This window comes from Nocardia exalbida NBRC 100660, assembly GCF_000308575.1.
GTDB classification, from domain to species: domain Bacteria; phylum Actinomycetota; class Actinomycetes; order Mycobacteriales; family Mycobacteriaceae; genus Nocardia; species Nocardia exalbida.
In genome coordinates this window covers 224,369-245,135 of sequence record NZ_BAFZ01000119.1, presented here as the reverse complement: position 1 = coordinate 245,135, position 20,767 = coordinate 224,369, and the positions used below count along the sequence as shown (strand labels likewise).

Sequence of the window (20,767 nt, the reverse complement as noted above, 5' to 3'; positions counted from 1 at the left end):
TCGCCACGGAAGCAACGGTGCACACCCTCTGGGAGGGCAGATGGATTACGACTGGTCAGCGGGGGATCTGGCGTTTCGGGACGAGGTGCGGGAATTCCTCGCCGCGAAGCTGACGCCGGAATTGCGGCGGGCCGGGCGCTTGGCGACGAGCGTGTATCCCGACCACGAGGCGAGCATGGAATGGCAGCACATCCTCCATGAGCGCGGCTGGGCGGCGCCCGCCTGGCCGGTGGAACACGGCGGATGCGACTGGAGCCTGACCCAGCACTACATCTTCCAGCGGGAATCGGCGCTGGCCGGCGCGCCCGCGCTGTCGCCGATGGGCATCAGGATGGTGGCGCCCGCGATCATCGCGTTCGGCACCGAGGAGCAGAAGGCGTTCTACCTGCCGCGCATCCTCACCGGCGAGGTCTTCTTCTGCCAGGGCTACTCCGAGCCCGAGGCCGGATCCGACCTGGCCGCGCTGTCCATGGCCGCCGTCGACGACGGCGAGGATTTCGTGTGCACCGGCAGCAAGATCTGGACCACCCACGCTACAGAGGCGAATTGGATCTTCTGCCTGGTGCGCACCTCACGCACGGGTAAGAAGCAGCAGGGCATCACATTCCTGCTGATCGACATGACCGCGCCGGGCATCGAGATCCGGCCGTTGGTGATGACCTCGGGTGAGCAGGTGCAGAACCAGGTCTTCTTCGACAACGTGCGGGTGCCCAAGACCAATGTGCTCGGCCGGATCGATGACGGGTGGACCGTCGCGAAGTATCTGCTGGTGCACGAGCGCGGCGGAGCGGCGGCGCCGTGGCTCCAGGTCATGGCCCAGGACATCGCCGTCAATGCCGCGCAGCAGCCCGGCCCGGACGGCAACCCGCTGATCGACGACCGCGCGTTCGCGGCGAAGCTGGCGGACCTGCGAATCCGCACCGAGGTGCTCGAAGTCCTCGAATACCGCACGCTCTCCGCGATGGCGCAAGGCAAGAATCCGGGGCCCGCGTCCTCCATACTCAAGATCCTCGGCACCGAACTCAGCCAGAAGCTCACCGAGCTGGCGCTGGAAGCCGCGGGACCGCGCGGTCGCGTCTACCAGCCGCACGCCACCCAGCCGGGCGGGCCGATCGCCCAGTTCACGCCGCCTGCCGACGGCTACCACAGCGGCGCGGACTGGCAGGCCGTCGCGCCGCTGAAGTACTTCAACGACCGAGCGGGCTCGATCTACGCGGGCAGCAACGAGATTCAGCGAAACATCCTCGCCAAAGCAGCATTGGGGCTCTGATGGACTTCACGCTTACCGACGAGCAGGAAATGCTCCGCTCCGCGATCGCCGGATACCTCGGCGCCCGCTACGACTTGGAGAAGAGCCGCGCCGCGGCGAAATCGGAGTCGGGCTGGCAGCCCGCCGTCTGGCGCGGATTCGCCGACGAACTGGGCATTCTCGGCGCGACGCTGCCCGAGCGGGTGGACGGCACCGGCGGCGGCCCCGTCGAACTCATGGTGATCGCCGAGGAGCTCGGCCGGGCACTGGTGGTCGAGCCGTTCGTGGACACCGTCGTGATCGGCGCCGGACTGCTCGAGCGGTCCGGCGGGGAGCAGGCCGACGCCGTGCTGCGCCGGATCGTGTCCGGTGACGCGCTCATCGCGTTCGCCGCGCTGGAACCGACGTCGGGGCACGCGCTGCACGACGTATCGACCACAGCCCGCCGCGACGGCGACGCCTGGATGCTCGACGGCGCGAAGACCGTGGTGACCGGCGCCCCGCTGGCCACCGATCTGCTGATCACCGCGCGCACCTCCGGTGAACGGCGCGACAAGGCGGGCATCTCGCTGTTCCGGCTCGAATTCGACGCGTCCGATCCACCGGCCGGAGTGGAGGTGCATTCCTACCGCACCATCGACGACCGGACCGCGTCCGATCTCGTGTTCACCGGCCTGCGCCTGCCCGCCGACGCGTTGCTGGGCACGGAGTCGGACGGCTGGACCGTCATCGAGCCGACCATCGCGGAGGCCACCGCGGCGATCTGCGCCGAGGCGGTCGGCTGCATGCGCAAGGTGCTCGCCGACACCATCGACTACGCCAAACAGCGCGAGCAGTTCGGTCAGCCGATCGGCAGTTTCCAGGCGTTGCAGCACCGCATGGTCGATATGTACATCGAACTCGAACAAGCCGTGGCGGCAGTACATCTGGCCGTCCACTCGCTGCGGGCGCCCGCCGACGACCGCGCACGCGCCGTCTCGGCGGCGAAGGTCACCGTCGCCAGGGCGGCGCGTTTCATCGGACAGAACGCGGTGCAACTGCACGGTGCGATGGGCATGACCGAAGAGCTGGCCATCGGCCACTACTTCAAGCGGCTCACCGTGGTCGAGCACGAATTCGGCTCCACCGACGAACATCTCGCCCGATACGCCGCGCTCACTCGGCCGTAGTTCGTCGCCGGGCCGGGCCGCCACTTCGCTCGGCCCGGCACCGGCCTCGGCGCGTACTCAGCTGCCTTCCCGCTGCGGCCGCACTGGCCGGTGACCAGGTCAGCTCGTCTCGAGTCGCCGATGCGGCTGACCGGTGATGTTCGCGATCGTCTGATAATCACTGTCGACATGCAGGACAGTTGCCCCGTGCACCTCGGCGGTGGCCGAAAGGATCAGATCGGGGATCGGCAGGCGATGGGCGCCGCGGGCAGCGAGAAGACCCTGGACCTCCAAGGCCCGGTCCATCGCTTCTTCTGTGACCGGAAGCCAGACCAACGCCTTCTGACCGGCGATCTTGGCGATGTAGTCGGCATGAGATCGGGCCGCGTAGCCGATCTCGAGAGCGGTGAGATGACAACCCGCCACAAGTGCGCCAGGCGCGCTGGTCACTTCGGCGAAGTCGGTGGCCGCGACCGCGTCGCGTAGGACCCACTCCAAAGCCGATTTATCCGCCAACATGAACAGCGTTCTCAGTGCCAAGCTCCTTTCATCGCCTCGGCTGAGAGATCCGTCTCGCTGCCGCGAAGCTGCTGGAGCATCTTCCAGACCGCACGTCGGTTGGCGACTTCACGCAATGCGGCATTGACAGTGGCGACCTTGGTTTTCGTCCCCAGTTCTTCGGCAGCGAGCGAAAGAGCCTCGTCATCGATGTCGATCAGTGTGCGTGACATCGTCACCTCCTGATATCAAAATCTCACTAAACATGATATCTGACATCGGCCGATCAAGATACCGACCGGATGCCGGGGCGCAACCGGTCGTCGGCGACACGACTCGGCCGGGTCCATTTCTGGACCCGGCCGAGTCGTTGTCGAGTTGTTCTCAGGCTCAGTTCTTCCGGCCCGGCGCCTTCGCACCGGCCTTGAAACCGAGACCGCCGGGCTTGGCGGCGGGCGGCGCGGCTTCGGATGCGCCGTTGCCGCTCACGCCGTTGGATTGCTCCGGCTCGGCAGCCGGTTCGTCCTGCGCCGCAGGAGTCTCCGCGGCGGGAGCCTGCTCCGTCGAAGCCGGTTCGGCGGGAGCCGCGTCCGCCGGGGCCGACGCCGCGGAAGCCGCGGCAGGCTTACCGGGGGCCTTGGCGCCGGGCCGCTTGAAGCCGGACTTCATGGCCAGACCCTTGGCGGGCACCGTGGGCTTGGTCTCGGCGGGCCCGGTTTCGGCCGACTCGGCTTCAGCCGGTTCGGCGGCGGTTTCGGGCGCTGCCTCGGCCGCCGGTGCAGCGGACGCCTTGGCGCCCGGCGCCTTGGCCGCACCCTTCATCGCGAGACCACCACCGGGCGCCTTGGCGGCGCCCTTCATACCCAGCCCCTTGACCGGCTCGGCCGCGGGAGCCTCGGTCTCGGCTGCCTCGGCCGCGGGCGCGGATTCGGCGGCGGGGGCCGCGGCAGCCTTGGCGCCGGGCGCCTTGGCTCCGCCCTTCATCCCCAGACCACCGGGCGCTTTCGCCGGACCCTTCATGGCGAGACCCTTGGCCGGAGCGGCGGGCGCCGAGGTGGCCTCGGTCTCCGCCGGTTCCGCGGCCGCAGCCTTCGCGCCGGGCGCTTTCGCCGCGCCCTTCATTCCGAGGCCGCCGGGTGCCTTGGCCGGGCCCTTCATGGCCAGACCACCGCCGCCGGGTGCTTTCGCGGGGCCCTTCATCGCCAGACCGCCGCCGGCGGGCGCGGCCTCGGCCGGTGCGGGGGCTTCGGCGGCCGGGGCGGGTTCGGGCTCCGGCTCGGGTTCCGCTTCGGGCGCCTTGGGTTCCTGGATGACGGTCAGGTTCTCGGTCAGCACCGCGGGCTCGACGCGCTCGATGGCGTCCAGCATCAGCTGCGCGACGTCCACCACCTCGACGCCTTCGCCTTCGCCCTTCTCCTGGCGCGCGGTGACGCCGTCGGTGAGCATCACGCGGCAGAACGGGCAGCCGGTCGCGATCTTCGCGGGCGAGGTGGTCAGCGCCTCGTCGACCCGGTCGATGTTGACGCGCTTGCCGAGTTGCTCTTCCATCCACATCCGCGCGCCACCGGCGCCACAGCACATGGACCGCTCGCCGTGGCGGGGCATCTCGACCAGGTTCGAACCGGCCGCGGCCATCAGCTCACGCGGCGCGTTGTAGATCTTGTTGTGCCTGCCGAGGTAGCAGGGGTCGTGGTAGGTGACGTTCTGCGACACCGACGCCACCGGGATCAGCTGCTTCTGCCGCACCAGGCGGTTGAGCAGCTGGGTGTGGTGCACGACCTCGTAGCTGCCGCCGACCTGCGGGTACTCGTTGTTCAGCGCGTTGAAGCAGTGCGCACAGGTGACGACGATCTTCTTCTTGCGATCCTCGACGCCCTCGAACACCGAGTTCAGCAGCTCGATGTTCTGCTGGGCCAGCTGCTGGAACAGGAACTCGTTGCCCGCGCGACGAGCGGAGTCACCGGTGCAGGTCTCCTCCGCGCCGAGCACCATGAACTTCACGCCCGCGGTGGCCAGCAACTCGGCGACCGCCTTGGTGGTCTTCTTGGCGCGGTCCTCGTAGGCGCCCGCGCAGCCGACCCAGAACAGGTAGTCGTAGCCGTCGAAGCTGTCGGCGTCCTGACCGAAGACCGGGATCTGGAAATCGAGCTCGTTGATCCAGTTGAGCCGGTCCTTGGCGTTCTGGCCCCAGGGGTTGCCCTTGTTCTCCAGGTTCTTGAACAGGCCGGCGAGCTCGGACGGGAACTCCGACTCGATCAGCACCTGGTAGCGGCGCATGTCGATGATGTGGTCGACGTGCTCGATGTCCACCGGGCACTGCTCCACGCACGCGCCGCAGGTGGTGCAGCTCCACAGCACCTCGGGATCGATGATGCCGTTCACGTCCGCGCCGCCGACCAGCGGCCGCTCGGCCTCGGCCTTGGCGGCCTCGGAGATCTTGGCCAGCTTTGCCTCGTCCGGGTTGCCCTCGGCGTCGACCAGGCCGACCTCGTCGCCGCCCATGTCCTTGCGGCCGCCGGCCAGCAGGTAGGGGGCCTTCGCGTAACCGTGGTCGCGCAGCGACATGATCAGCAGCTTCGGCGACAGCGGCTTGCCGGTGTTCCACGCGGGGCACTGCGACTGGCAGCGACCGCACTCGGTGCAGGTGGTGAAGTCCAGCCAGCCCTTCCAGGAGAAGTCCTCGATCCGGCCCGCCCCGAAGGTGTCGGTATCCGGGTCCGCGGTCTCCATGTCGACCGGCTTGCCCTTCGACATCATCGGCTTGGCCGGGCCCAGCGCGACGCCGCCGTCCTCTTCCCGCTTGAAGTAGATGTTCGGGAAGGCCGAGAAGCGGTGCCAGGCCACGCCCCAGGTGACGTTGCGGCCGACGAAGTACAGGAACGCCATGCCGGACATCAGCTTCACGAAGGCGAACAGCGCCACCATCGTGGTGTTCGCGGGCAGCAGCTTCGCCACCTGCATGGTGAAGAAGTCGGTGGCCGGGTCCGAGTGGCCGTAGGCGGCGATCTTGCCCGCCTTCACGAAGATCATGCCAAGGCCCTCGAGCAGCACGATCGCCTCGATGACGTAGGCCGGGGCGAACTTGGAACCGCTGAAGCGGGAGAGCCGCTCGGGCAGCCGGGGGTGATTGAGCTGGCGCAGGGTGATCAGCGTCAGGATGCCGACCACGGTGCCGATGCCGAGGATCTCGTCCCACAGGTGGTAGATCGCCAGATCGCCGATGATCGGCCAGTGGAACGCCGGGTCGAAGGTCTGCCCGTACGCCTCGAACCACAGCATGGTGCCGCCGATGAAGCCGATCATCACCAGCCAGTGCGCCCAGCCGACGGTGCGGAATTTGTTCATGCGCGTATGCGCGAGGAACTCCACGATCATCTGCTTGAAGCGCGGGAAGAAGGGCCGCCAACGATCCGGAGCGGGCTGTCCGATCATGATGGCGCGCGCGATATTGCGGACGCCGCCGATGAACGACGCCCAACACAGGAGGCTGAGCGCCGCCCCAATCGTGCCCAGCGTCACTGTCAGGGCATTCATGTCGCGACCTTTCTTTAGAGGCACCCCGAGTTGCGGTTGGTTTCCGCTACCGCCTCGGTTCGCTCGTATCCTAACTGGCAGTAAGTTACCCGCCAGTAACAACCATGTCCATCGTACGATCGGCTTTTCGGCTATAGCCCCATATGCTGGGGCTTGACCCATTATTTACCTGTGATCAATGTCACAGTAATTCGCACCGATCCGCCTGCTGGCCGGTTGTTCACCACCGTAAACGTCGAAGCATCCCGGCCAGTCGGTAAGGATTGGCTTAGTCCCCATGGCTGATAAGGGATCTCGCTTAAAACGCGGCCTTCTATTAGGCTCACGACGTTCTGATCACTGCGACCGTCTTCGCACCGCTCGGGGAGGATCCGGAGCCGACACCCGGATGTGCTGGATAGAGCTCTCGCGTGTTGAAGACCAGTGGTGACGTACGACCTGATGATGGATTGGAAACTGAATGAAATTCCGCAGAACCACCGCGGCGGCCGCGATGGTCATCGGTGCGATGACCATCGGGTTGGGGACCGCCCATGCCGATGCCGACCCGGCCGCCGCCGACCCCATCCGGTACTCGGTCAAGCTTGTGGAGAAGACCGTCGTGACGACGCTCAAGGGGGGAACTTTCGAGCTGGCGAAATCCTCCGAGGACGTCAAGGAAGACGACGTCTACCGGGTCAAGGACTCGCAGGGCAACGCGGTCCTCACGCTGCCGATCGCCTTCAAGGTCGCCGACACCGTCGTTCCGGTGAAGCCGGTGGTGAAGGACGACAACACCGTCTTGGAGCTGACGCCTGACCAGAGTGTCGCCGTGCCCAAGGACAAGCCGGCCAACGCCGTCAACGTCGTCGCGCAGCCGATCGCCTCGCCGATCGAGAACCAGCGCGCGCAGAACGAGTTCGCCAGCCAGTTCGGCATCGCGACCGCGGTCGGCGGCTTCCTCGGCACCGCGATCGGTGTCATCGGCGGTGCGGTGATCGGCTGCATCCTCGGCCTGCCGTTCCTCGGCGTCGGCTGCATCCCGGCCGCGATCGCGGGCGCGGGCATCGGCGGCATCCTCGGCACCGTGGCGGTCGGTGGCCCCATGCTGGCTGTCGCGGGGATCGACCTGATCAACACGCTGCAGGCGCCGGAGGGCACCACGAAGTGGGCGGACAAGCCGAACTAAGCCTTCGGTCCCACCCCGATCGTCGGATCACGGCGGCCCGCTCTCCTCGGAGGGCGGGCCGCCGCTCGTTTCAGCCGGTGAGATCGAGCAGGCCGCGGACGACGACCTCGCCCAGGTCCTCGCCCATCCTGCCGAACGAGCGCTCGACCATTTCGAACGTCCCGTCCTCGCCGACCACCAGCACCGTGCTCGCTCTGGTGCCGTGCACGGTGTGCGCGACGAATCTCGCCGAGAGCGCCCGCTCCAGCTCGTGCGGGACCCCGGTCCGCGGCAACCGCTCGTCGGGGGCTTCGGTCCGGTCGGCCAGCACCTCGAAGTAGCGGTCCACCGCGCCGGGATCGGTTCGCACGATCTCGCGCAGCCCGGTCAGGCCCGCCCGGACTTTGGGCCAGATGGGCTGTGGGGCGCTCAGATCCTCTTCCCCCGGACTCGGACCCCCGGACGTGACGAACGTGCCGTTGGAGAGCCCGTGGAAGCCCGGAGCGAGTTCGCTCGGTTCCGCGGCGCTGCGATTGGAATGCCACCACAGCGTGCGCAGGTCGGACACGACCAAGTTGTAGCCGTTGTAGTCGTCGGGAGCGGCGGCGACGTCGAGGACGTATTTCTCCGGCCCGGGGAACTCCCCGGCCGTACCGCGGTCGGCGGCGCCGCGCAGGAAATCCATCAGCAGCGCGCCGCGGGAGCGGGCATCGAGGCGTTGATCGGCGGGATCGCGCACGTTCGTGACGGTCGCGAAGCGGTTGTTGCCGTGCGGCTGGGTGCTCAAGCCGAGCCAGGTGCCGGGAGGTTCGCCCTCGGCGCGGCCGGGGGCTCCGGTGTCGCGTCCGGCGAGCAGGCCGGGCGCCTCCGGCCACCAGCGCATGGACTCGGTCGGCCGAGTGTAGAACTCGTCCCGGTTGGCGGCCACGATCAACCGGTAATCCGGATGCGCGCGCCAGCCGATCAACACCAAACACATGCGACCAGAATGCCGGACCACCACCGCACTCCATGCGGCGTTTCCCGCCCGGGAGGCCGCGCAAGGGCAGTGGAAGGACCCTGAGACGGCGAAAAGGCCGACAGCTCAACAGCTGCCGGCCTTTTCGCGGTCCTGCGGTCAGTTGGTGCGTACGCGCAGCCCCGGGTTGTCCGAGAGCACCACGTGCACCGGCTGTGCGAACAGCTGCGGCACGTTGCCGGTCAGAGCGCCGATCAGATTCGGGATCTCGCAGATCGGGTAGTCCGCCACCGACGACGCGCTGGAGATGCCGAGCGCCAGGCGGCCGGTGACGATCGGGCCGCCGCTGTCGCCGGGCAGCGCGCAGATGTTGGCCGAGAAGCTCTGGGTGAGCTCCCGGTCGCCGACCTGCACGGTCTGGTCGACGGCGTTGACGACGCCGCAGCTGAAGCCGGTGCGCGCACCGGACTTGCACACCGGGGCGCCGACGACCGGAGTCGCCACGCCGTCGACGGCGATCGGAGCCGCGCCGGGCGCACGGACGCCGTTGTTGGCGAACCGGTCCTTGGCCTGGTCGTTGACCCGGATGATCGAGTAGTCCTGCTCGCCGAGCACCGACTTCTGGAAGACGCCGAGCTGACCGCCGAGGCGGTCGCCGTTCATCTCGTACACGCCCGCGGCGTTGCCGCTGCCCGCGGACGGGATGTCGGGGTTGCAGTGGCCCGCGGTGATGTTCACCGTGTTGCCGTTGCGGTCGGTGCCGTTGAAGCCGAGCGAGCAGCGCAGCGAGCTGCGTCCGGCGACCGAGGCGAAGCCGTCGCCGCCCGCGAGTGCGCCGCGCGCGTCTCCGGCGATCTCACCGGCCTGCAGGGTGCCCTGCTCGCCCGCCACGGGCGGGGCCATCACGATGACGCGCGCCGGGTCGATGAAGTTCGGCATCGGCAGGCCCGCCTGGTCGACACGCACCGCGATCGTGTTGTTCACGGTGTCGACCACCGCGCCGCGCACCAGCGACCGCACCGCCTCGGGCTGGCCCTCCAGCCAGCGCTCGAACGCGCTCTTCTCGCCACGCAGGGCCGCTTCGCTCTTGGCGACGTTGCGGACCTCGAAACCGGCCGACTCGGCCGCCTTCTTCGCATCGTCGGCGCCGGGACCCTGGGCCAGTGCCACGACCGCCTTGCCCGCGTCGTCCAGCCAGGAGCCGGCGAACACGGCCGGGTACTGCCGCTGGGCGGTGGTGGCGAACGCGGCCACCTGCTGCGCCAGCTCCGCGCGGTGCAGGTACTCGTCGGGCGAGATCTTCAGATCGCGAGTCACCGCGGCGATCAGTTCGGCGGGGAGGCCGGGAGCCTGGTCCGGCTGAGCCGTCGCTACCGCCGCAGTGGGTCCGAACAGCAGTATCGCCGCCGAGGCGGCGATCACTGTCTTTCGGATTACGGTCTGTCGCGCAGTCGAGCGTGGAGGTCCTATACGTGGCAGGAGCATGAGCAGACTATATGGGGTTTGGCGCGGTATGCCTACTCATCTCGAGGTTCTCGACTCCCCCCATAGCCCGTCGACCGGGGATATGTGCATTGCCACATAATTCGGGCGCGCGCTCAGCCCGCATTCGGCCGTGTGCGCACCGCGATCCCGCTGCCGATACCGCCGCCCGAGGAGGCGTCGACATCGGCCAGGATCGCCCGGATCGGGATGCCGAGCGAAGCGGTGCCGCCGTACTGCGCCAGAGCGACATTGGCCTCGTTGCAGTTCGGCGCGTCGGCGGCGTTGGAACCGCTGGTGATGCCCAGCGCCAGCGTGCCGGACACGATCGCGCCGCCGCTGTCGCCGCCGAGGGTGCAGGCCGAGCTGGCGAACCCGCGCACGGTCTTGCTCTCGCCCTCGGCGGTGAAGAGCTGGGTCTCCACCCGATCGGCCACGACGAAACCGCAGGTGAAGGTGGATGACTGACCGGACTTGCAGACCGGCGCGCCGGTGATCGGGTCGGCGGTGCCGGTGATCGCCAGCGTGGTGCCGTTGGCGCCGCGCACCGAGGGCTGGTCCATGCCCGCCCGCACCGCGCGCTCGTTCAGCTTGATCACCGAGTAGTCCAGCGCGGACTGCCCGCCCAGCGAGGCGCGCACGAAGGTGCCCAGCTCGGGGCTGGCCGGGATGTCCCGGACGTTCGGCAGGTAGACGCCCGCCTCCTGATTGCCCTTGCCCAAGTTCGGATCACAGTGGCCCGCACTGATGTTCAGCGCGTTGCCGGACGCGTCGATGCTGTTGAACCCGAACGAGCACACGTCGACGGCGCGCAGCGACGAGTCGGCGAGCGAACCGGGCGCGCTGATGTAGGTGTCACCGCCCATCGGCCTGCGCTCGACCGGGCCTCCGCCGTTCGGCGACAGGATGACCTTGATGTTCGCCAGCAGGGTGGGCAGGTTGAGCATGTGGCCCGCGGGGGTGTTGGCGACGCTGAGCACCAGCTGGCTGTTCAAGAAGTCGATCGCTACGGAGTTGATCGCCTGCGAGATCTCCCGCGGTAGGCCGGTGATCCACTGGTTGAGCTGTACCAGCGAGCCCTCCAGGCTGTCCGCCGAGACGGGGGCGAGCCGGGTCTGATAGCCGTCGGCCGCGACGATCTTCGCGGCGTCCAGCGAGGTGACCGCCATGACGGGCTTGCCGTCGGCGCCGATCCAGGCGCCCGCGAAGGAATCCGGCCGCTCCGAACGGAAATCGCGCGCGTAGTCACGCAGCTGCTGGGCGCGCGCGGCGCGGTCCAGGTACTCCGTCGGCGTCATCTGCAGATCCCGGGCGATGGCCTGCACCAATTCCGGGGGGAGGTTGTCCGCGGCGAGCTGCGCGGGGGCTTCTGGAACCGCCGAGGCGGTAGTCGTGCCGAACAAGGGAGCCAAAAGAACGGTCGATGCGATGGCGACAGCTTTGACCGCGGCGCGACGCGCCACCAACTTGCGCATGAAGTCCCTTCGTCGGCACGCACGTGCCAGCTAAATCCGTGGCCACGGCAGAATCCATTGGCGCACAGTCTTCGTCCAGCAACCGACCGATGCGGAAATTCATCCGACAACCCGGTCAGCGCAACACTCTAAGCCACAAACCCGACTAGGACGCTACTAATCACCGACTACTCGGTATTCCCATGCCGGGGATGGTGGGGATCTGCGGCAGCTGCTGCCCGAACGGGTTGGTCGTGGTCGTCGTGGTCCGCGTGGTCGAGGTCCGCGTGGTCGTGGTGGGCGTCGTGCTCGGTGGCTCGGTGGTGGGCGGCGGCGTCGTGGTCGTGGGCTCCGGCGTCGTGGTCTCGGTGATCACCACCGGCGGCTCGGGCTCGGTGGTGGACGTCGTGGTGGTGACGACCGGCGGCGGAGGCGGGGCCGGACGCACCGACGTCGGCTCGGACTTGGCGTCCGGCAGCGGCGGCACCGGTGTCTCCTCCCCGTCGCGGAACAGCATGGCCATCACGATGCCGCCGAGCACGAGACCGATCACGGCGGCGCCCGCGATCAGCAGCGGCGTACGCCTCGGATTCTTAGCGGGAACCGTTGGCCGCGACTGCTTCTCGGCCGGTTCCGGTTCGGCGGTCGCGACCGGCTCTGAGATCGGGATGGCCGCCGAGTACGCCTGCGGCTGCGCGTCGGCGGCGGGCACCGCGGGGATGACGATGGTGTCCACCGTCGAGTTCTCCGCGGTGGACGGGTCCGGCGGAGTGGCGCCCGCGGGGGTGGCGAGCACGGCCGCCAGCGCCCCTCTGGCCGCGTCGTAGGCGAACGACGTACCGCCTGCTCCGGTCTCGGCACTGGGCAGCTCACCCTCGCTGACCAGCAGCACCGAGCGCAGACCCAGGTAGTCCAGCGCGTCGCGCAGGGAGCGCACGTATTCGGCGGGCCAGTCCGGCGGATAGGTCGCGTAGAACTCGGCCGGACCGCTGAGATGCTCGGCGGCCAGGTTGATCAGGCAGAACATCGCGGTGGCGAAGAGATCTTCGGCGCGATAGGCCTCGCCGTCGTCGACCCGGATGCCCGCGGGGTCGCCCATCGCGGACACGAAACCTGTGATCGAATGGGATCCGGTAGGCGGGGGACCGCCCAGCGCGGCGTCACCGTCCTCGGACATGTGCAGGATCGACTCGCGGACGATGTACCGCGGCTCCTCGTCACCGTCGGTGACGATGACAGCCGTGCACTCGTCCTCGGCGACGCGCAGGCCCACCCCAGTGGCCATCTCACCTACCTTGCTTCGGCGTTCCCGCTGATGAACCGCGCCCGGTCACACCAGAAGCGAACCGTGTCCCATGGCGCGGAGCATCGACAATAGCTCCGAACGGGAACGGGCACCGACCCGGCGTCGGATGCGCGCTACGTGGTGCTCGACCGTCTTCGCCGAAATGTACAGGCGCGCACCGATCTCGCGATAGGTGAGTCCGAGCAGAACCAGTTCCGCCACTTCGCGTTCCCGTTCGCTGAGGATCGTGGCCTGCGGCGGCGTGGGCGGCGGCGTGGCCTCGCCGTCGGCGGCGGCCGGGACCTGCGGCCGGGGCTGCGGCTCCTGCGGACGGGCGTCGGCACGGACCGTGCGGGCCAGTTTCAGCAGCGCGGTGGCCGTCGCGGAGTCGGGCGCCGCGAGCGCCGCCTCGCTGGCCAGCCGGGCGCCGTCCCAGGTCATGCCGATCTCGGTGAGTGCGGCGACCGCCGCGTGGACCGGTGCGGTGGCGACCTGGCCGCGTAGCACGAGCACCCAGGTGCGGCCCGCGTCGGCGAGCACGGCGGCGTGCCGGTCACCCGCCTCGGCCGCGGCCTTCAGCGCTCGCGCGTGCGGCAACAGCGCCTCGGGGCTCTCGTGCGCGATCGCGGCCTGCACGCCGTACCAGTGGAAGGCGTTGGACCACGCGGGCGGATCGTTCAAGCGGTGCAGCAGCGCGAGCGCCGCGTCCACCAGGGGCGTGATGCGGCGCTCGTCGCGCATCCGGATGGCGGCCAGCCACAGTTCGCCGATCGGCAGCAGCGCGAGCAGGTCGGCCTGCACGTCGTCGAACAGCGGATACGCCTCCTGCCATGCGCGCGCCAGCGCGGTGTGATCGCCGCTGCGCCGGGCGAGGCCGACCGCGACGCCGTGCGCCAGCAGCCGGTCGCGCAGATCGAGCCGGTCGTGGTCGAGCGCGGCCACGGTGGCCGCGGCGGCGCGCTCGTCGCCGCCGAGCATCGCCGTCCAAGCCGCGAGCACGTCGAGCTGATGGCAGCGCAACCCGCTCGCGGTGGCCCGCCGCAAGGCGTCCTGGGCGCGGCGGGGCTCGCCGGTGCCCAGCGAGAGCAGCGTGGCGATGGAGGCCGCCGTGCACGGCAGGAAGCGGTCCACGCCCGCGTCCGAGTGCGCGGCTTGCACCAGCGCCGATACCGCCGCCGCGGTGTTGTTGCCCGGTTCGATGGTGTCCGCGAGCGCGGTCGCGATCAGCCGCGCGTGCACGCCCGCCTCGGTGGGCGGCCACTCCGTCGCCGAGGAGGACATCTCCCTGGCGCCCGGCACGTCGCCCGCCAGGCACAACACCGTGGCGCCGACCGCCCAGTCCGGGCCGACCCGGTGCCCGCCGAGCCAGGTGTACAGCTGCGCCGCGCGACCGACCAGGCCGCGTCGGGTGAGCACCGCCGCGCAGATCCGTACCGCCGTCGCCAGTTCCGTGCCGGTGCTGCCCGAGCGCGCCAGCATCGGCTCGGCCAGCCGCATGGCCGTGTCGCCGTCACCGGTCCGTGCCGCGGCCTCGGCCCAGCGCAGCGCGATCAGATCGAGCTCGGCTCCGGCGGCCGCGGCGGCGGCGTAGTAGCGAACCGCGTCGCGGCCCGCCTGCTCCGCTGCGGCGACGAGGAAGTCGGCCAGACGAGGGTCCCGGACGCCGGACTCGGCCAGTTGCAGCGCGGTGCGGTCGCGCAGCAGGCCCGCCTCCAGCCGGGCGCCGAGCAACCGGCGCTCGACCGCGACGAACCTGCGGTCGCCGAGCAGCGTGCGCAGGGGCGCGACGGCGGGTTCCAGTAGCAGGTCGGCATCGGTCACCAGGGCGCTGGCCCTGGCTCGGTCGATGAGATCCTGCGCGACGGACTGTTCCACGCCGAGCACCTCGGTGAGCTCGCTGGAATCCAGCCCCGTGCCCGTGGTGGCCACCACCAGGGTCTCCAGCAGGTCGGGCTCGAGGTTGTCCAGCAACCCGCGCGCCCACGCGGCGACGGCCGTATCGACGGCGGAGATGCCCGCGTCCAGGCGCGCCGAGCAGGCGGCGGTGAGCGCGGCCACCACACCGCCGCGGATACCGGCGGTCTGCAGGTGGATGTGCTGAGCGACCTGGCGCGGCACCATCATGCCCAGTTCCCTGGCGAACGGCGCCATGTCCGCGACGCCGAGCGGGCGGAGGTCCACGACGCGACCGCGCCGGGCGACCGCGTCGGCGAGCATCCGCAGACGCGGATCGTGCGGGCGGGGCTGGGCGGCGATCACCATCGTGCGCTGCCCGGATTCCACCGCGGCGCAGAGATATTCGAGATCGAGCCGGCCGAGCGTGTGGGCGTTGTCGATGATCAGGGCCGGGCGGGCGGTATCGGTCGTCACGCCCGCCGCGCCGCCCGCGACCGTGGCCGGCGTGCGGGTCAGCGAATGCGCGCCGTTGCCCGCGTGCGCCTGCTGGAGAGCCGCGATGTCGTCCTGTAGCGGGACGCCGCGGGCGCGCAGGCGAGCCCGGATCTCCGTGAGCAGTGTCGACTTGCCGGTCTGGGACCGGCCGCGGATCAGGTAGACCACCGGCTGGTCGTCGGCGGAATCCAGATCACGGAAGATGTCGCGGGCACACGGGAGGGTGTCGAAGGCGGTATCAGCCACCGGAGCCTCCCAGGATCTCGCCGGGGGCGCGAAGCACCGTGCCGAGGGTGTCGCCCAGCGCGCCGGTCGGCAGGCTCGGCGCGGTGGGCGGGGTGGGCCGCGGCTGCTGTTGGGTGGGCGGCGACGGGTTGGTGGGCGCCGGTGCGGGCGCGGGAGAAGGCTGCTGGGGCTGCGGCTGCGGCGCGGGTTGCGGCGCCGGGGAGTCCGCGGCGGGGGCAGGGGCGGGTTGATCGGGACTCTGCTCGCTGTTCACCACCGCCACGGTGGTGCCCTGGGCCGGGGACGTGGGCGAACCGGCCTGCGACGTCCCGGTGCCAGGCCGCCCGGGCGAACTCGCGGAGTCCGTGGCGGCGACGCCGGACGGTGCGGACGGGTCGCTGGTCCGCGCTCCCGTCGTCGCGGCGACCTGTGCGGCGCCGGTGGAGGACTGCTCGGTCGAGGCGGGAGTGCTCGGGCCGGATTGGATGCCCGTGCCGATGGCCAGGGTGCCGGTGGCCAGCAGGCCGATGGCGGCCGCGGTGCCCGCCACGACCGCGAGGCGCTGCCTGCTGGTCAGCGCGCGGCGGCGGGCGGGACGTTCCTCGGGCAACGCCGCGAGTCCCGCCGAGGGGAGCGCTCTGGGCTGCGGCACGGTCTCGTCCTCGACCACCGGATCGACCAACGGGAGCTGGTCGGTCTCGGCGGCGAGCAGATCGGCGGCGAGCAGCGCGGCGCCGCGGGCAGTGGTGTGCTCCGGATCGGGAGCCGCCACGACGGGCAATCCGAATTCGGTGGAGACGAGTTCGGCGACCAAGGGGATCGCGCCGCCCCCACCGGTGAGCAGGACGCGGCCGACATCGCCGATGTCGAGCCCGGCCCGGTGCACCGCGTCGCGGATCAGGTCCATCGCACTCGACAGCGGTCCACGCAGCAGGTCTTCCAGTTCACCGCGCACCAGCCGCACGGTGCCGTGCGGATCCGCGGGGTCCAGCCGAACCGGAACAACCGTCGCGGTGTTTATGGAAAGCTCTTCTTTCGCTTTTCTGCAGCGCTCACGCAATGCCGACAATTCGCGTTCCACGACCGGATCGAACGGATCGAAATCCGCGGCGAGCACCGCATTTGCCAGGACGTAGCGCATGGTCAGCAGATCGAATTCGGCGCCGGCGACGTCGGTGGTGCGCAGCGGCGTGCCCAGCAGGCTGGCGTGCTCGCCGGTGCGTACCACCGAGACGGTCGAGCCGGTCGCGCCGAGATCGAGGACGATCACCGCGCCGTCGTCGGCCCAGCCGTGCGCGGCGTCGAGCCAGCGGATCGCGGCGGTCGGCTCCGGCACCAGGGTCACCTCGCCGAGCCCGGCTCGCTCCAAAGCGTCGCGCTGGATGTCGACGGTGTGCCGCGACCACCACGCCGGGTGGCAGGCGACCGTCGCCTGAGCGCCGCTTCGTCCCGTCTCCGCGGCGATCTCGTCGACCAGGCATCCGATCGCGGTGGCCACCAGGTCGGGCGCGGAATAAGAGGAGCCGTCCTCGGCGAGAATGCCGACCGGGTCGCCGACCCTGGCGAGAAAGCCTTCCAGCAGGACGTCGCTGGAATGGCGGCCGGTGGAGCGCGTGCCCGCGCCCAGCGTGGGCGCCATGTCCTCCGACAGCCGCAACACGCTCGGATGCGAGCGTAGATAACCGCCGCCGGACGGGCCGAGGCCGTCGTCGCCCTCTTCCGTTGCCGCCACGGCGACCGAATTCGACGCCCCGACAGTGATGCCGAGCGCCAGGCGCTGTGTCATTCGAGAACCCCGTTCGAAAAACTGTCTGGTCCGGTGTCGCTGCTGTGTGTTTGTGTGTCCGAGCTGGTGCGCTGGGGTTGTAGTTGCCGACGCAACCGTTCTGTCGGTTGCTGGCCATCAGCCGTTACCTCGTTAGGGGATCGTTTAGGGAAATTCCCCTAATTCCGCTCCGGCCCCTATCGGGTGCCCCCGGCCGGTCATAGGGGTTCGCCCCGTTTCGGCGTAACGGGATGCGCTCCTAGCGTGATTTGCATTCCAACGACTGCGGATCAGCGAGGTCCGCCGGGACTCAGGAGAAGATTCTCATGACACCCAATGCGATTCTGGAGTTCATCCTCGATCTGCTGCGGAACCACGAGGCCGCGGTCGCCTACTGCGCCAACCCGACCCAGGCGCTGGCCGCCGCGGGCCTGAGCGCGGTGACGCCGGAGGACATCGCCCTCTGCGCTCCGATGGTCGCGGAGTCGGCGCTGGTGACCGGCGGTTCCCAGTTGCAGTCCATCGTGGCGGTAGGCGCGCAGACCGGTGCCGCCGCCGCGGTCGGCGCGGCGAGCACCGTGGGTGTGGCCGCAGTGGCGGATGCCGGAGTCGATCTGGGTGCTGATCTCGGAGTGGATCTGGGCGCGGGCGGCGGCGTCGACCTGGGTATCGGTACGGGCGTCGACGTCGGTGCTGGCCTGAACACCGCTATCGAGACCGGGCTGGAACTCGGCGCGGGTCTGGGCGCGGGACTGGCAGCGGGGCTCGACACCGTGGTGAACGCGGGCGCCGACTTGTCCGCCGCCGTGGGCGGCCTGCTCGGTGCGGGCGCGCAGGTGATCAGTGGCATCGGCGGGGGTATCGACCTGGACACCGACGCCGAAGCCGCGGGAAACATCGGCGCAGGACTCGGCAGCGGCCTCTCCACGGGCATCGACGCGGCAGTCGGCGCGGGCGCCGGACTCGGCGCGGGCTTGGAAGGCGCGGTGGACGCGGCGGCGGGCCTGGGCGGCGGGCTGGAGGGCGCGGTGAACGGGGCAGCGGACCTCGGTGCCGGCCTCGGCGCTGGACTCCAGGGTGCGGTGGACGCGGCGACCGGCTTGACCACGGGTGTGGATGCCGTGCTCGGCGCCGGTGCGCAGGCGGGCGCTGGTCTCGGCGCGGGCCTGGGCGGCATCGTGGACGCGACGACCGGTTTGACGACCGGGCTCGGCGCGGGTCTCGAAGGTGCGGTGGGCGCGGCAACCGACCTGACCGCGGGCCTCGGCGGCGGCGTGCAGACGGGCGCCGACCTCGGCGCCGGTGTGGGCGCGGGCCTCGAAGGCGCTGTCAGCGCGACGACCGGACTCGGTGCCGGTCTGGAAACCGCCATCGGTGGCGCGGCGGACATCACCACGGGTCTCGGCGCCGGCCTGGAAGGCGCGGTAGGAGGCGCGGCGGACATCAGCACCGGCTTGAACGCGGGCCTCGAGGGCGGTCTCGGCGCGGCGACCGATGTAAGCGCGGGTCTGGAGGGCGGTCTGGGCGCGGCGACCGATGTAAGCGCGGGTCTGGAGGGCGGTCTGGGCGCGGTGACCGACGTGAGTGCGGGGCTCGGCGCGGGTCTGGAGGGCGCTGTCGATGCGACCACGGGCCTCGGCGCTGGTCTCAACGGTGCCATCGATGCGACGACCGGACTCGGCGCAGGTTTGGCGGGCGCGGTCGGCGGTGCGGCGGATGTCACCACGGGCCTGGGAGGTGCCGCGAGTGCGGCGACTGACCTGACCGCCGGTTTCGAAAGTGCGGTCGGTGGTGCGGCGGATCTGGCAACCGGTGTCGGCGCGGGTCTCGAAGGCGCCGTCGGTGGTTCGACGACCGGTCTGGACGCGGCGCTCGGCGCCGGTGGACAGGCGGGCGCTGGTCTCGGCGGCGCGGTGGATGCGACAACCGGACTCGGCGCGGATTTGGGCGGTGCCGTCGGAGGCGCAGCGGATCTGGCGACCGGTGTGGGTGCGGGTCTCGAGGGCGCTGTCGACGCGGCTGGTGGTTTGACGACGGGTGTGGATGCGGCCCTGGGCGCCGGTGGTCAGGCTGGTGCCGGGCTCGGCGCGGGTCTCGGCGGTGCCGTCGATGCGACGACCGGACTCGGCGCTGGTCTCGGTGGCGCAATCGGTGGTGCGGCGGATGTCGCCACGGGTCTGGGCGGCGCCGCGGGTGCGTCGACCGACTTGACCGCTGGCTTCGAGAGCACCGTGGGTGGCGCCGCGGACCTCTCCTCCGGTCTGAGTGCGGGTCTCGGGGGCGCTGTCGACGCGGCGACCGGCTCGGGTGCGAGCCTCGACGGCGCGGTGGGTGGCGCTGCCGGTGCGGCGACTGATCTGACGGCCGGTCTCGGTGCCGGTGTGGGTGGTGGCCTGCAAGGCGCTGCCGATGCGGCGCTGAATGCGGGCGGCTCGGCTGGTGCCGGTCTCGAGGGCGCTGTGGACGCCGCGAGTGGTGTGACCGCAGGCCTCGGCGCCGCTGGGCAGGCCGGGGTCGGGATTTCCACCGGATTGCACGGTGCGGCAGACGCGGGTGCGCAGATCGGTTCCGGTCTGGAGACCGGTCTGGGCGGCGCGCTCGGCGCCGCGGGCCAGGCGACGGCCGGGCTCACCGGCGGAATCGACACCGCGGCACAAGGCTCCGGTAATGCGGCCGCCGGACTCGGAAGCAATTTCTCCTCTGCCGTCGGCGGAGCCGGAAACCTGGGAACGCAAGCGACGGCGGGTCTCGAGACCGGCCTCGCGACGGGGCTGGGCGCGGCCGTGAGCACCGGAGCGGAACTCGGTGGCGGACTGGAGAGCTCGCTGAACACCGGCGGGCAGGTCGGCGCGGGCCTGGAAAGCGGGCTCGGCGGAGCGCTCGATGCCGGAGTCCAGGGTGCGACCGGACTGGAGACGGGCTTGTCCACCGGCCTCGGCGGAGGGCTGTCCACCGGCGTGGACGGTGCGGTGCACGCTGGTACCGGCCTGGGAACCGGACTCACCGGCGCCCTCGACGCCGGAGCGCAGGCGGGTGCCGGACTGGGTTCGGGCCTGACGGCCGGCCTCTCGACCGGAATCGACAGCGCGGTCGGCGCGGGTGCGGGCTTGGAGAGCGGTCTGTCGACGGGTCTCGGCGCGGCAGGTCACGCGGGCGCGGGCTTGGAGAGCGGTCTGTCGACCGGTCTCGGCGCTGCGGGCCACGCGGGCGGGGGCCTGTCGAGCGGTCTGGAAGGCGCGTCGAGTGCGGGTGCGCACGTCGGTTCGAGCCTGGACAGCGGTATCGGTTCGCACGCGTCCTCGGGCCTCGACGCCTCGGCCGGTCTCGGCGGTACCGCGCAGTCGGCCGTCGGCGGTGCGGCAGACGCGGGCGCCGGAATGGCGGGTTCGGCGAGCGGGGCGGCGCACGGCGCGGTGGACACCGGCGCGGGTCTCGGCGGCAGTGTCGGCTCGACCGCGCACACCTGGTCCTCACTGGATGTGTCGAGCGCCTTCGGGTCGGGCCTGGACAGCAGCGGCGACACCGACGCGGGCCTGTTCGGAGAGAGCCACGCGAGCACGGATTTCAGTGGTTCAGCGGGCGGCGACCTGGGTGGCGATACATTCCTGCACTGACAGTTGCCCGGTAATAC

13 protein-coding genes are annotated in these 20,767 nt (G+C 70.4%); 4 read left to right on the top strand and 9 right to left on the bottom strand.

The window, feature by feature from the left end; genetic code table 11:
• The first annotated feature begins 40 nt into the window (after positions 1-40).
• On the top strand, positions 41-1,270 hold the full coding sequence (locus ON29_RS27745; protein WP_040870784.1) for an acyl-CoA dehydrogenase family protein: 1,230 nt from the start codon (positions 41-43) through the stop codon (positions 1,268-1,270).
• Positions 1,270-2,418: an acyl-CoA dehydrogenase family protein gene (locus ON29_RS27740; RefSeq protein ID WP_040870783.1), complete on the top strand. Its 1,149-nt coding sequence runs from the start codon at positions 1,270-1,272 to the stop codon at positions 2,416-2,418. Before ON29_RS27745 ends, ON29_RS27740 begins: the two co-directional genes overlap by 1 nt.
• A gap of 99 nt (positions 2,419-2,517) precedes the next feature.
• Here the strand turns inward: ON29_RS27740 and ON29_RS27735 are convergent, their stop codons facing one another.
• The 3 genes from ON29_RS27735 to ON29_RS27725 form a co-directional block, all read right to left on the bottom strand.
• The gene (locus ON29_RS27735) at positions 2,518-2,937 is read right to left on the bottom strand and encodes a PIN domain-containing protein (protein WP_174371865.1); all 420 of its coding nucleotides are present in this window, start codon (positions 2,935-2,937) and stop codon (positions 2,518-2,520) included.
• On the bottom strand, positions 2,928-3,128 hold the full coding sequence (locus ON29_RS36140; RefSeq protein ID WP_051175636.1) for a type II toxin-antitoxin system VapB family antitoxin: 201 nt from the start codon (positions 3,126-3,128) through the stop codon (positions 2,928-2,930). Before ON29_RS36140 ends, ON29_RS27735 begins: the two co-directional genes overlap by 10 nt.
• A 157-nt stretch (positions 3,129-3,285) precedes the next feature.
• Positions 3,286-6,429 (bottom strand): (Fe-S)-binding protein, encoded by a 3,144-nt coding sequence (locus ON29_RS27725; protein ID WP_040870780.1) that lies wholly within the window; start codon positions 6,427-6,429, stop codon positions 3,286-3,288.
• A 460-nt stretch (positions 6,430-6,889) separates the two neighbouring features.
• Here ON29_RS27725 and ON29_RS27720 point away from each other — a divergent pair, with 460 nt between their 5' ends.
• A complete protein-coding gene (locus ON29_RS27720; protein ID WP_040870779.1) occupies positions 6,890-7,597 on the top strand; it encodes a DUF8020 domain-containing protein in 708 nt (235 codons plus the stop codon).
• Positions 7,598-7,667: 70 nt separating this feature from the next.
• Here the strand turns inward: ON29_RS27720 and ON29_RS27715 are convergent, their stop codons facing one another.
• From ON29_RS27715 to ON29_RS27690, 6 genes are all read right to left on the bottom strand, one after another.
• Entirely contained in the window at positions 7,668-8,555 is an 888-nt protein-coding gene (locus ON29_RS27715) for an NRDE family protein (protein ID WP_040870777.1), read from the bottom strand.
• A gap of 138 nt (positions 8,556-8,693) precedes the next feature.
• Positions 8,694-9,956 (bottom strand): S1 family peptidase, encoded by a 1,263-nt coding sequence (locus tag ON29_RS27710; RefSeq protein WP_245549130.1) that lies wholly within the window; start codon positions 9,954-9,956, stop codon positions 8,694-8,696.
• Positions 9,957-10,132: 176 nt separating this feature from the next.
• The gene (locus tag ON29_RS27705; protein WP_040870775.1) at positions 10,133-11,491 is read right to left on the bottom strand and encodes a S1 family peptidase; all 1,359 of its coding nucleotides are present in this window, start codon (positions 11,489-11,491) and stop codon (positions 10,133-10,135) included.
• A gap of 160 nt (positions 11,492-11,651) precedes the next feature.
• Positions 11,652-12,755: a hypothetical protein gene (locus ON29_RS27700; protein WP_040870774.1), complete on the bottom strand. Its 1,104-nt coding sequence runs from the start codon at positions 12,753-12,755 to the stop codon at positions 11,652-11,654.
• Positions 12,756-12,800: 45 nt separating this feature from the next.
• Positions 12,801-15,392 carry a LuxR C-terminal-related transcriptional regulator gene (locus tag ON29_RS27695; protein ID WP_040870773.1) on the bottom strand — a complete coding sequence of 864 codons (2,592 nt, stop codon included), beginning with the start codon at positions 15,390-15,392 and terminating at the stop codon, positions 12,801-12,803.
• Positions 15,385-17,157, bottom strand: a complete 1,773-nt coding sequence (locus ON29_RS27690) for an Hsp70 family protein (RefSeq protein ID WP_051175634.1) — start codon at positions 17,155-17,157, stop codon at positions 15,385-15,387. The genes ON29_RS27695 and ON29_RS27690 overlap by 8 nt, the downstream gene beginning before the upstream one ends.
• A 305-nt stretch (positions 17,158-17,462) precedes the next feature.
• Here ON29_RS27690 and ON29_RS34045 point away from each other — a divergent pair, with 305 nt between their 5' ends.
• Positions 17,463-20,750, top strand: a complete 3,288-nt coding sequence (locus tag ON29_RS34045) for an IniB N-terminal domain-containing protein (protein ID WP_051175633.1) — start codon at positions 17,463-17,465, stop codon at positions 20,748-20,750.
• Positions 20,751-20,767 lie beyond the last annotated feature (17 nt).